Raw genomic sequence first — 13,465 nt, 5'->3', positions numbered from 1 at the left:
TCCCTATTATTTATTAAACGTACGAAACGGTGGTTTGGCATGATTGTCGATATTAATGGAAACGATACAAGGCATAGAAGGATGTTTGGTTTTAAGCATAGTAAAGCGCAACTCCTCCATCGTATTGACCTCGAAACTTTGTACTTCAGGGAAAATGCGGTCAAATCCCTGACCGAAATAACAAGGTCTAAAATTATTCACTCCTGTTTCTCCATCAAGAAAGATAGACTCTCTTGTTGAGCACATTCCATGGGAGTTGTTATTAAAAATAAAAAATACCATCGGCAATGAATGCTGAATGGCCGTATGAATTTCCAGTCCATGCATCAGGAAGGATCCATCTCCTAAAAAAACATATGTTTTCTTTTTGGACTCGATTGCACTGCCAATAGATGCTCCGATACTATTGCCCATTCCTCCCATTCCGAGAGAAACATAAAAAAGTCCCTCGCCTCTGACTTTCAAATCATGAATGACAAATGCACCAGAATTACCTGCATCAACAAAAACATCGGCATCACTCTCTAACTCATTTCCGATAAGTGCAATCGCACTGGTATAATCAATATGGTGATGATGGGTGTGCTCTAATTCATGACGAGTGTGTGCAGGTGCCGGAAAATCATTGTGAAAACCAAAATCCTGATAGAGTTTAAAAATATTCTTTTCAATATCTCCCAGAACTTCAATGCGCTCCATACTCTTGAGATTACTTCTTTGAATTTCACTGTTAAAGTGCAGGACTTTTTTATTTTCAAAATCTGCTTCCATGGAAAAGCGAGAAAGCATATCCATCTTCGATCCAATGACGATGACATCATGACATGTTTTTAAATGCGCATTTACATCATCATGCCCCATCACACCAGTTAGTCCTAAGAAGTCACTATCCAGGTGATCATAAAAGCCTTTTGCTACTGGAGTAAGAGCAATTTTTCCATTGAGATTTTTTGCAAACAATTGAATATTTCGAAGATCTTTTAAATGAATTAAGTCTTCACCTAAAATAATAAGAGGTGATTCATTTTTATTAATTAAAACGCGAGAAATAAACTCACGTGCCAACTCAAAATTAAGTGGCCACTCTTCAACCACATCCTCTTTATGAACTTCCTTCATAATATGAGAAGGAATTTCCATATTAAAAATATTTTTAGGAATTAAAACGGCCGTAGGCCTCTTTGATTTTTTAGCACGAGCAAATGCCTGGATAATCGCCTTAGGGATTTCACTGGCCTCACGAATATTAAAAACACTGTGTGTACAAGGATCAAGCATTTTACTTAAGTCAAAAGTATCTCCGGCCCCTGAAGTATCCTGAAAGGCCCCTTTCCCTTCTAAGTTTTGTGGGACTGTTCCACTAATCAAGACAAAAGGTAATTTGCTGGAATACCCTTCTGCTAAAATAGGAATGGTATTTAAAACGCCTGCTCCCGATGTTGTCAGAACGGCCCTTACAGATTTAGAAGAAATATAACTTCCAATCGCCATCATCCCGGCATTGTACTCATTCTTAGAAAGAACAACTGAGACTTTCTTGCTTTTAAAAATGGCCGAATAAAGATCTTCAATATTGGCGCCACTGACACCAAAGACATGCTGACATTCTAATTCTTCAAGATAGCGGCAAATATAATCTTTAACTAACATATAGCTCTCTCTTTCTTCTTTAACTTCCAATGGGTACCGATAATATGAAAAGACTCTTGTAAGACTTCTGGAGTTTGAGCAAAACTTACACGGATATACCCGGTTCCGAGTGTTCCAAAAGCTGAGCCAGGAACAGCATGAACACCTAGTTCCTTAAGTTCAGAAATCACGTCCAGGTCCGAGCGCATATAGTTCACACAAATGAAGAAGGCCCCATTTGGGAAAAGATAATCCACACCGTAGTAATCCAGAATCTTGCAGCCCGATTCACGTGCTTCATAGTAGCGGGGACTATAATCAATATTTTTGGCGATCAAAAGTTTAGCAAGCTCTTGACCAAAAGATGAAATGGCCCCGTAAGCATTATTATAAATTCCGCTCATCCTCTGAACATTTTCCTCACTGGCAATCACCCATCCGATACGCGCACCTTGAAGCGGGTAAATCTTAGAAAAACTATTGATGATGTACCCTCTGTCTATAAACTCTGTGAGGTCGTAATGAGACAGGCTTGAATAAATCAGGTCTCTATAAACTTCATCCATGACAAACATCAAATTGGGATAATGAATTAGCAATTGTTTTAAAAAATCACGGTCTTTTAAAGTGAAGAGTTTTCCTGATGGATTATGAGGTGAATTTAAAAGAAGGATCTTAGTCTGATCAGTCACATTTTTTAAAATATGATCCCAATCGACAAGCGAGGCACTCGAATAAAGATTTATATTATACTTTATAATTTTAGCACCCGTAAGTTGTGCCAACTTTTCATAAGGAGGAAAACCAGGATTCGGTAAAAGAATTTCTGATGTCGAATCCAGAGTGGATCTTAAAATCACATCAAGCGCTCCAATGGCCCCATGAGTGATGATAATGTTCGATGTCTTTAAGTGCCCATAATATTTATCAAGGATACTCTGACGTAGCCCCTGATCTCCCAGTGACGGATAATAATTATTAATCTGCTCTATATTTTTTAATTGATCCAATAGTTCATAAGGAAATTCACTTAGCCTTGGCTCACCTAGAGTCAGATTGTAAACTTTCTTTTCCTGAACATTTGTCAAAATGTTCGCTGGTTCGACCATTAATTGCTTTAGGCCAAACGCTCCTTGTGCTTCCATAATTAAACTTCTTGTTAATTTTTATGCCAGAGAATTTCTAGCAGGTCTTATGCCAATTCTTTTTGTCCAGTGACTAAAGGCCTTCGTAAGCTTTCAATAAAAAATGAGGCAGAATTCTTGTTTCGATTATCCTCTTGTGCCTCATCGAAATTTCGTCTTTTGATCTTCATCACAATAGATTCTTTCGGGCCAATGGTGATCTGCATAACTTGAGGTTTAATTGAATTTACAGAACATAAAACGGAATCGAACTCTTTCATAAAAAGAGATGTAAGAATTTTCAATTCATTCACTGCTAAACTAGCGCCAATACACTTTCGATTGCTTCCTCCAAAAGGAGCAAACTCGTGTGGAGTGGCCTTTTTTTGCAGGAATCTTTCAGGTGAAAATTGTAATGGGTCACTCCAGATAAGTGGCGAGCGGTGTAATAAAGAAATGCTGACTCCCAGCTCCTCACCTTTCTTTAAATCCATCTCTCCTAATGAAAACTTTTCAATAACTTTTCTGGTAATAAAAGGTACTGGTGGATGAAGTCGCAGTGATTCATTAATAACTGCGTCGAGATAAGCAAGATCGTTTAAACTCCCCAGAAAATTTTCCACTGGAAGTGAATCCACATCACTTAATAAATTTTTCTTGCAGTCTTTATAACGCTCCTGATGGATAAGATAAATCGTCCACACCAGAGACGTTGCCGTTGTTTCATGTCCTGCGACAACAATGGTTCTTAGCTGATCTAGCACCTGTTCAGTGTCCAGATTTTTTTCAGCGAGAGTTCTGATCGGTCCATCGACTTCACTGTGAAGACCAGTGATATAATTCTTAAAAAACATGTAATCTAATTCTTTTTTACTCTCGGTAAATTTCTTCCATTTTTTAGAAAGCCACTTAGGAGTAAAAAGTAATGAAGGCGAATAGCTGCTTAAGAATGTTTTAGTCAGAGTTTCCATTTTTCTCATTTCTTCTTTATCTACATGAGGAAAAAGAAGCTTGAGAATAATTCTTAACGTCACGGCCTGAGCGAAATCCTGCAGAATAATTTCACCTTCTCCAATATTTTGCTCTTCACATATTTCATAAAAAACATCGACGATAGAAGGCCCCATCATCTTGAGCTGTTGCCCCATGAAATTAGGACTTAAATCTTTGCGGCTTTGAGTATGGTCGTGTCCTCCAAGCATAATGAGTCCGTTGTTACCCAAGAGAGGTGCAACTGGATTATGTTCAGAAGGAGTGAACGTTGTAATAGGTGCAGTGAAAATCTTTTTGACTTTTTCTACATCCTGAGTCAACCAGATCGGTGGAAAGCCCGGCAGATGTAAGGGAAATGGATCACCCCATTTTTTTAACATCGATTCCTGAAAATGTTCGGGGTCCTTCATAAATCTTAAAAGATTAAAGTAAGGAAGGTTAAACATTTTTCTCATTCTTTCTCCTGCGAGGTTTTCGATAGATTTTTTTATCGAAGCTTCATAAGCAAAAAATGAGCCATGTTTTTTATTTATCCCATTTCGGATCAGTCAGCGCTTCCTCCATAAAAATTTCTAAATATCTTTTCTCTCTTTCAAGTAGTCGTAAGCGATTTTTTAGTTCGGGAAACAAACCAGATTGCGAAGCAAGCCAAATGTCATCGAGGATCGCTTGCTGGTTTGCAACAGCTACTTTGACTGGCATTTGATCTTGTCTTTCTTGGGAAATTTTAAAGCTAACCAGCATGCCACTGACATTGTCATAATGCTCAATAACCTGACTTAAATTTTGGTAGGTCCCATTGTGCATATAGGGCGCTGTGAGTTTTATATTCACCAAACTTGGCACGCGATAAAAGAAATTTCTTTTGATATCTTTTAGGACATCACCTTGGCCTCTATCTAAAACAAGAGGAGCTGCTCCCCATTCAGGAGTGGCGACAGATGCGAATAACTCACCTTTGCCTAACTCACTTCCTTGATGGCAGTTAATGCAATGACCTCTTCCCATGAACACTGCAAATCCTCTTTTTTGGGCCACAGTCATCGCTTTATTATTGCCACGAAGATAGCGCTGAAAAGGTGAATCATTCGATTGAAATTCTTCTCTTTGAAAAGCGGCTATCGCCTCACCGACATGACCTATGTTTAATTTGTCTTCCGATGTTTCCGGATAGGCCTTTAAAAAAAGCTTCACGTAATTTTCAGTAGGATCCATTGTTGGACTTTCTTTTTTAATACGCTCAATAATCCTATCCCATGCTTCCAGATTATTTCCCGCGTTGGCGATTTCATTTTCTCCCACTTCTCCTAACATTTCATTATGGGCCACTAAAGGAAAAATCGCTTGTGCGGATAGTGCACTTTTTAGACTCTCTGTAATCTCTCGCGCCTTGGGATTAGGCCCATTCAAGGCCTCTTCTGGAGTTGTGAAAACATTTGTCTTTGGATCATACTTAACTCTGCCATCCCAAAACATAGACGTGCGCGTTTTTAATCCGACATTAAATAAAGAAGGCGCATTTCGTGCCAGAATACTTTTCCCATTTTCTGATTGCGATAACGGTAAACGATCAGTGGTGCCTGTCGCTGGATTATGACAGGTCTGACAACTCATGCGTCTATTGCCCGAAAGATTTTTTTCAGAAAATAAAAATTTTCCTAATGTAACCAAGTCGCGATTGGGATTGGGCGGATTTTTTTCGATCGGTCTTATATTATAAAACTCGATGCGATTACGTAATATGTGATCGAGTTCATCAGCAGACGCTTTATTAATTAGAGACAACAAAACAAGCACAGAGAAAAAAACTGGTTTCATATGCATCCTTTACGAATACCCCCATCCAGTAATTTTATTGTTATTGAATATTTTAAAAGAGTCTATTGCTTTTTTGACCTGACAAATTGTCTCGGGATTATTTATTTAATCGCAATAAACAACTGAATATATGCATCACTTACTTTACGTTTTCCCAATGAAAATTTTATAGATCAATAGAATTATCGAAATGCGGTTGTTATAAAACGTCCATGAAACTAACTATCGCAATCTTATTTATTATTTTTTCCAATTCTCTATCCGCACAAACAAAGTTGCCAAACAGCAAAGGCCAACTCGACAGAACAAGCGTCATTCGTTTTAGCGATAAACAAATTGAAAAATTAAAAAATCTTATACTTGATAATAAGGGCCACTACATAAATAAAAATTTCCCCAAGGCCTACAGATATATCTCTTCTCAGCTTATCGCCATGAATGCGAGTTCACATCCACGCATAGATGCCGGGACTATTTTCTGGTTTGATAAAGCAGACAATATTAATGAAGCGGCCGGCTGGTCTTCATATATGGTACGAACTTATACCACGATTGGGATTCAACTTGCTGATCGTGACGTTGGTGATCTGCAAAGAGTCTCTGATGATATTGCCATTAACGTTTTAACTGATGTTATCGAAGCTCATGGCGTCCCTCCCTTACAAAACATCCTGGCACGCGATATTACGGCCGCGATGGAAGTGGGAAATATTAAAGACCTTGCTGGATGGGGTGGAAGTGTTTTTTACTGGAATATGCCTTTAGTCGACCACAACGGCGACTTAATCAAAGACCCTATTAGTGGCGATGAAGATGATTATTTAACTTTAGGTGATTATATTCTTCGCAATCCAGAAAGGACCCGCCGCTTTATTAAGACTTCCGTCCTATGTATCGCCTATACTCCATACCTGACGACGGTTACTGATGTTAATGGGCTTATGAAGTCTCTAAAGGCGGTTAAAAATCTTCCTGATATCGTCCGCCTGCCGATCATTGAAGGCGTGAGTGAGATTGATTCAATTCAAGGTAGCGTGCTTTCTCTGATGAAATAAAAAATGCCTCCATTTTTTTTGGAGGCATGATATTTTTATTTTTTCTTATTGGCCATGGCGTTCGGTGCCAGCCAGATGTCGATCACTTTCCCTTTTGCTTCCATACCCTTTTTAATGAAAGTAAACTCAGATGCTTCACGGGCCTCTGCTCTCTTGCCAAAATTCTTTCTATCTTTATCATGATACTTTAATGAAATGCTTACGACTCCCTGACTTTCAAGCGTAAATAATTCGCCCTTATCAGAAACCCCATCACCATTAACATCTTTCCATAAAACAAGTTTCGAATAGAGTTTATCTTTTGAATCGATAATTCCATCGTTATTTGAATCAATTCTCTTTAGTGACTCAAATCCATTTTTATACTTTGTGCTCTCACCAAATAATTGTTTATTGCTCGTAATTTTTCCAGATCCTGCCTCATCAATGGCCAGGAAGTAACCAGGAGCTTTACTCTCCGGCCAGTAAATCATTTTCACACCTTCAACCAGTGGGAATGTACTTGTTCCGGCAAATTGCGGTAACTGATCATCAAAGAATAGCATGATCGGTGAATAATAACTTCCGCAGAATTGGTTTGTTCCAAGGAAAGCGGCCTTTACTTCAAGGCACTCTTCGTATTCATCAAAGCTTGCTTCAACTTTTTGTGAAAGATTTTTTCTTCCACCTTCATTATTAAATTGAGAAAATTTTGCGATAACTTGAGACCTGCTACCTGAAGAAATAAAATTTCCTGTCGTATTGTCTTTAACGATTGATTGCTTTTTAATGTTTAAACCATCGAAGGCCACAACAACTTTTCCACGTTTTGCGTACTTTGATACTTTAGAAGCTGGAGTCGATGAAGTAATTTTCATCTGATCTGCCCAGTTCTCATCACTATCTCTTAGACCACAGTTCGCGACACTTCCAATTCTAGTATACGAATTGACTGCTGCGTAGTCTGTCCCTTTCCATTTATATAAAAAACCGCACTGAACATTCTGGTTTAACTCTCCATGAGTAAGAGGGTCTCCACTACGGCCACATTTTAAATAGTCATTTAAAAACCATCCTGTACTCACGGCCGTACAAGTGTAACTAACAACCTTACCTTCCTGATCACAATCTATAGTCGAAAGCGGACTTGTTCCACTCCACTTACATGTCTGTCCGTAGTTTTCAGGCCATGTGACTTTATTTGGAAACGTAATTTTTGTATTGTAACTTGATCCACCATTTTTAATTGTCAGGTCCAGCTCAACATCACCGTGATCCGGGTTTAATGTATCCCCACCACTTCTAAGGTTTGCTCCATAACAAGACGGCTGAACTGAGAGTTTTATGTAGTTAGGGCTTAGACCGTCACACTTCCCTGCAATTGCATTTCCTACCTGGATAGAGCCTACTCCAGAGACGTTCTGAGGCATTACTGCAATAGTCTGGGCCACAAGTGACCATGACCATAGTGCTGATGTCATTATAAGAGTTAGCTTCATACGGTATCCTTTGGAAATTCTAGTTTGCATTATCTATTTTAATGTAAATTGCGGGAGATGAAATAGTCTGCCTAGAGAATTCGAGGCTTTTTATGTTAAATCCAACGGGTCTCTCGTCAAATTCTCGTTTTTCGTTCATTTCGCCCCTAATGAGCTGCCCAGTTAACTTGCCACCCTCTGAAACAGTCTTTAAGCGGTAGCGGATAATTTTGACGGCAGTAAGGAAAGCAAATGAACCCAGCCCCGTTGTGTAAGGCATATTTTGGAAGAAAGCATCTTCGCTGGTAATCTTCTTACCCGTTCTTAAATCATCATTTACATAATAACTATTTCCATTATCAGTAATCTGCTCCGGGATAAGTCTTCCCAGATAATTCCCTGCTCCTGCCCATCCCATAAAACTCATCGTTCTTCCTGGAGTTGTAATACCAGTTAATGGCGTAAAGATTTCAATCGGGCTATAAACGAACATCAGGATGCTACGTTTTTTAATGAACTCGCCCCATGGCGAATTCTCTCGTTGAGAAAGTGTACTGTTATGATTTAATGAATTGAAATGTAGTGTCCCTCTATCGTAGGCATCTGAAGGATTATAAATTTGCTGATCACCCGCTGCCGAATTAACAAGAATAAAATAAAGAGCTTTTTTCGAAATGTAACCTGCACTTGTTCCTATCTCCATCTTAATCGAGCGCGAGCAATTTGAAGTACAAGATGAACTGCTTAAATAATCAAAAAACTTAAGTCCTTTGTCATCTTGAATATTAAGGTTATTCAAAGAGTGTTTTGCGTTGGTTAAATCCTTACGAAGAACGGCTTCCATATTTAAATTATCAGAAGTGTCATCCAGGTCATTTTGAACTTTCTGGTTGCTGGCATCGTTAATTTTTATGTACTGGCCCATGAATAAAATAAGGGCAGCACCAATCGTACCGGCAATTAATAATTCAGGAAGTGAAAATCCATTATTTTTGTAGCGTTGAAACATATTATTTTCCATTGATTAAAAAATTGTAATCTTTAAAGACAGGAACTTTAGGGTGTGTCGCTCTGATTGTTAATTTATAAAGCCCTCTATAACCATCCAGAGGCACAATCACATATCCCATTCTTCCAGGACAATCTTTACAATTTTTTACATCAGTTAAGATTTTCATATCCCATGCCATCGGCAGGTAATCTTTTAGTTTTGATGGATCGGCATTATCGTTAAACTCTTTCGGGTCATACGTGATCTGGTACACATCTATATTACTTTGAATGTTTTCATAAAGAGCATTAACATGTCTCTCCATAATCATCAGCTCTTCAAGCTGCTTATTTCTTTTTGATAAGAACGTTGTCCCACCGGCAAACCAGTAAACAACTCCCGCAAGAATTGCACCGGCAACTAACACTTCGACCAGAGTAAAGCCTTTTTGATTTTTCATTTACTCTGCTCCATTTCTAAGCCAGATCACATTGGCCCCGTATCTGCGGTATCTATTGACGACCTTCGATTGAGTTGTCACCTGTGTATTAGCATCGGTAATTCCGATCTCCGGATCAATAGTCGTCCAGTTAAAGTTGTTGGCACCTTGGTATAAAAACTTGGCCGGGCTACATGACTGATAATCAGCAAGAGTGTCTTCATCCAATCCTGTGAACCATCCAGGTTTTGTAAATGTACATTCTTCATTCTTGGCCTTCTCACGTCTTAAATGTCTCTTCTCTCTCAATAGTTCAATTCCACCAGTGCTCCATAGAGAATAGAAATTCACTCCATTACTCAAGGCCGAAGCATCAATTCGTAAATTCTTCACGATGAATGTTCCGACAAAATTAAGTGGTCTGGTTCTCGATTCAACTTTTAGTGTTTCACAAACATAAAATCCAAAAATCAGATCAAGGTCATGAGGAACAACACATTCCTTCACAATTGATCTCGTTGGAACCCCTTGATAATTTCCAACATCCATATCCTGCGATGTGAATGTATAAAGTGGCATTGGTTTAACCTGTGCCGGATCCACAATCGTGATCCCTGGGTTCGTTACGTTATAAAGCCATGAGAACTGAGTATGCTCTGTAAATGAAACGTCCCAACTTGGAGGTGGAAGTGCATTGGTATCAACTTCACATTTTTTATCCAGGTCTTTTGCCTCAGCAACACTTAATCCATCCACAGGATAATTGATGTTGGAACCACCTGGAGTATTTCCCGGCGGCTCCGGGTTGTAGTAAGATTTATTTTCTGATTTTAGTAGACCCCAGTTTGAAGCAAGTGCCGAATCAAGATTGGTCCCGTCATTTCTCTTCGTTTCAATTTTTTGTACATTCCCTTTATTGTCTCGGGAAATTTCATAGTTGATGGCGTTCTCACCATTTGATCCATACTCATTGGGACCTGGAAGTCTTTGATTTTTTCCAGCACGAAGACCTGATGTTGTATTGTTTGATTCTTCGATGGCAAAGTCATAAACGTTAAAGCGGAATTTAATAGATTCAATATTAGAAACGAATGGATACTTGAAAGAATCTCTATTCTCCCAGCTAATTTTCACATCTTCTTTATTGCTCAAAAGAGCACTTGTTTTTAAAACAACGGCCGGAGTACTGCTGATAAAATTTGTCAAATCAGTAATCAGTGCATGTTGCTTCGTCAGATAGTTTTGTTTTCTTTGATTAAGCTCTTTAATAGTATCGATACACTTTTCTTTTTCCCAATTTTTAGTGATAGTACTACAATCTGTCGCTACTTCAGTTTTATTATGTTTTTTAACTTTTTTACACTCAGGAATACTGACGTCGTCACCTTTGGCATCATCACATTTATCTTCGAAAGAATTATAAGCATTTCTAAGTGAAGAATCGACTCTTAGACCATTAAGATCAACTTTATCGATATCAAGATAAGTTGTATCTTCTGTATCTAAAATCTCTTTTTGTTTTTGATAAAATTCTTTGTTTCCAAAAGTGATTTTTGCCTCAGAGCTACGCCCTAATAAAACCTTGGCATACTCTCTGCCATTAACTGAAATATAAGCTTCCATAATCGGCTTAACTTCTACAGGTTCATCTTTCACTTCAACTGCAAATTGATTTTTTGTCGATGGCTGAGCATTCACGAAACTTTGCATATAAGTATTGTAAATATACTTACCATTTTCACTTGCCCCGTTTCTTATATACTCTCTAAACTCATTTGATTCTGATAAAGCAAAAGTATAACTACCGTTAGAGCCTTTAACAAAAAGACGTGAGTTTTTTGTCAGTGAAAAATTATCCTTTAAATCCTTACGACTTTTACACATGGCCATGTTCACATTAGTTGGATAATCATAAGCTCCACCAAACAATCTCGGAAGCCCTTCATCCACTTCCGCCTCAAGACTGACCCCATTTAAAAAACCATTCATCGTCGGAATTTGTGACAGGTACTGGTTATCTAGGCCACCGGGAGTATCAGGCTTAAAAGGTTTTCCATCAACCTGAAGGATCCCTTCTCCGATTCTCACTTTATCTTTAAAGCTCACACCATACTTACCAGCTGAAGGGATAATGAGATGTCTTTGAACATAAACCGGCCCGTAAAAATCCAGACCTTTATTTGAACTTCCGTAATCGCTGATCTTGAAATCTTCTGCCTTAATTAAAGCGTACTGGTTAAGAGTTTTTGGATAAACAATAACCATCCCTTTTAAAACCGGTGTCTGCTTGATAAGCGAGCAGCGATTCAGAGGATTGGCGCTTAAATTTCCTTTCACTGAAATTAGAAGATAAACTTCATCACCTTGAGACTTGTAGTAACTCGCCATCGGTTTTTCAATTGTCACCGTCACAGAACTCAAGCATTTTTTAATATTGTCATCTATAACTAAGTTCAGAGGATGTGACTCCCCTAAAGACTCCAGGCTAGTGATTGAAATATTTTGTTCTAATTTGCTTAACCCCAATGCTTTTGTTGGTACACTTCCATAAATTTTTTCATAACGATTGCTCATATCGTTGAGTGTTGTCTTAGACCATAAAAAACGTTCAAGGTTTCTTGGATGAGTAACAAAGCCCTTCATGTCAGCACTTCCAGAAGCACCACACTTCTGATCTCTTCCCCAGTTATCATCCATACACCAACGCTCTTTAATGGCGTAAGTTGTGTAATTGAAAATAGCATTGGTTAACGACTTGGATAAAACATCAAGCTCAGTCTTGGCCTTTTGCTGTGTGATGCTTTTAAAAAAGCTAGTTGAAGTAGCAACATAGGCAAATCCGGCAAACCCTAAGGCCAGCACGACACCGATTAAAACCGAACCTTGTTGTGGATTTCGTTTCATATTTATCTCTTATGTAACTACAGAATATTAAATAAATTTAACCATAGAACTGGGAAAAAAAATATTATAGGCAGTTATCGCTTCTTAATAGCTGATTAAAATAATCACTTAGAGGGTTTCATTGGGAAACTCACAGTAAATCAGCTGCCAACTATATGTGGTTTTTAGGCCAAAAATGGCGATCCTCAAAATTGTTAATTTATATCAAATTAGGTATATTTTCCTAAATTTCCCTGCGTACGCCATACGACTTAATGTTAAAGAGGGCCTATTATGACGAAAAACATTCTCCTTTCACTGCTGTTTACCTTATTCATCTCCCCCCTGGCCTCATCGGCCGACTACCCAAGTGACTGGTGGAAACCTGCAGATGAACAAACAGCACCGAAATGGGAAATTCTTCCGCAATCGGCAAAACCTGGTGAAGTCATTCTCTCCAAACGCACAGAGCTTGGAGTTTTCTCCAACCTATCCAAGGCCCCATTCACTCTTGATGGCATCTCTTACGCTTCGATTGAAGGGCTGTGGCAAGGAATGAAATACCCTGACCCAACTTTAGCAAACGATGAAAGATCTAAAGTAACAGGATGGCCTAATACAAGGGCACAAGTTTATTTAATGTCTAGTTGGGAAAGTAAGACAGCAGGAAATGTGGCCAATCAAATTTACAAAGATCATAATTTAAAATTCATCACTTATTTTGACCGCCGTTTTATGTACAATGACGGAAAAGAAGGAAGTCAATTTCACTTAGAATTAATCACTCGTGCGATTCGCGCTAAGGTTATGCAAAATCCTGAGATCAAGGCCCTGCTTTTAAAAACAGCTGGATTAAACTTAAAACCTGATCACCAAATGAGCGAAGATTCACTACCTTCTTACAAATACCATGAAATCTTAGAAAAAATTCGTGCAGAATTATTAAAAGACAAAGCTCTGTAAAAGAGCTTCGTCTTCTTAATTTAATTTTAATTCTTATATGTACGCAGAAAATTTTGGCGTACTCCCTATAAAAAAAATCCAGCGGCACTCTCATTGCAAATTAAATATCACTG

At 38.4% G+C, this 13,465-nt stretch carries 10 protein-coding genes; 2 read left to right on the top strand and 8 right to left on the bottom strand.

Translation table 11 applies throughout. From position 1 onward, the window contains the following. Positions 1-6: 6 nt before the first annotated feature. The 4 genes from SHI21_RS15430 to SHI21_RS15415 form a co-directional block, all read right to left on the bottom strand. Complete coding sequence (locus SHI21_RS15430) at positions 7-1,650, bottom strand: thiamine pyrophosphate-binding protein (RefSeq protein ID WP_323577698.1); 1,644 nt, start codon at positions 1,648-1,650, stop codon at positions 7-9. After that, a complete protein-coding gene (locus SHI21_RS15425) occupies positions 1,644-2,774 on the bottom strand; it encodes a pyridoxal phosphate-dependent aminotransferase (RefSeq protein WP_323577697.1) in 1,131 nt (376 codons plus the stop codon). Before SHI21_RS15425 ends, SHI21_RS15430 begins: the two co-directional genes overlap by 7 nt. 47 nt (positions 2,775-2,821) lie before the next feature. After that, positions 2,822-4,201, bottom strand: coding sequence for a cytochrome P450 (locus SHI21_RS15420; RefSeq protein WP_323577695.1), 1,380 nt, complete (start codon positions 4,199-4,201; stop codon positions 2,822-2,824). Positions 4,202-4,271: 70 nt separating this feature from the next. Continuing rightward, complete coding sequence (locus SHI21_RS15415; RefSeq protein WP_323577693.1) at positions 4,272-5,564, bottom strand: cytochrome-c peroxidase; 1,293 nt, start codon at positions 5,562-5,564, stop codon at positions 4,272-4,274. A gap of 212 nt (positions 5,565-5,776) precedes the next feature. Between SHI21_RS15415 and SHI21_RS15410 the strand changes: the two genes are divergently transcribed. Continuing rightward, positions 5,777-6,619 carry a hypothetical protein gene (locus SHI21_RS15410; protein WP_323577692.1) on the top strand — a complete coding sequence of 281 codons (843 nt, stop codon included), beginning with the start codon at positions 5,777-5,779 and terminating at the stop codon, positions 6,617-6,619. Between the two features lie 35 nt (positions 6,620-6,654). Here the strand turns inward: SHI21_RS15410 and SHI21_RS15405 are convergent, their stop codons facing one another. Genes SHI21_RS15405 through SHI21_RS15390 form a run of 4 tightly spaced genes read right to left on the bottom strand, consistent with a single transcriptional unit; the run spans position 6,655 to position 12,410 of the window. Beyond that, positions 6,655-8,097 (bottom strand): hypothetical protein, encoded by a 1,443-nt coding sequence (locus SHI21_RS15405; protein WP_323577691.1) that lies wholly within the window; start codon positions 8,095-8,097, stop codon positions 6,655-6,657. Positions 8,098-8,116: 19 nt separating this feature from the next. Further along, the gene (locus SHI21_RS15400) at positions 8,117-9,085 is read right to left on the bottom strand and encodes a PulJ/GspJ family protein (protein ID WP_323577689.1); all 969 of its coding nucleotides are present in this window, start codon (positions 9,083-9,085) and stop codon (positions 8,117-8,119) included. Between the two features lies 1 nt (position 9,086). Next, positions 9,087-9,527 carry a type IV pilus modification PilV family protein gene (locus SHI21_RS15395; RefSeq protein WP_323577688.1) on the bottom strand — a complete coding sequence of 147 codons (441 nt, stop codon included), beginning with the start codon at positions 9,525-9,527 and terminating at the stop codon, positions 9,087-9,089. Next, complete coding sequence (locus SHI21_RS15390; RefSeq protein WP_323577686.1) at positions 9,528-12,410, bottom strand: hypothetical protein; 2,883 nt, start codon at positions 12,408-12,410, stop codon at positions 9,528-9,530. 273 nt (positions 12,411-12,683) lie between these two features. On the opposite strand from SHI21_RS15390, the gene SHI21_RS15385 reads away from it, so the two are divergent. Beyond that, on the top strand, positions 12,684-13,352 hold the full coding sequence (locus SHI21_RS15385; RefSeq protein WP_323577685.1) for an NADAR family protein: 669 nt from the start codon (positions 12,684-12,686) through the stop codon (positions 13,350-13,352). Positions 13,353-13,465 lie beyond the last annotated feature (113 nt).

This window comes from Bacteriovorax sp. PP10 (assembly GCF_035013165.1).
In the GTDB taxonomy this organism is placed as follows: domain Bacteria; phylum Bdellovibrionota; class Bacteriovoracia; order Bacteriovoracales; family Bacteriovoracaceae; genus Bacteriovorax; species Bacteriovorax antarcticus.
This window is presented reverse-complemented; position numbering and strand designations above follow the sequence as displayed.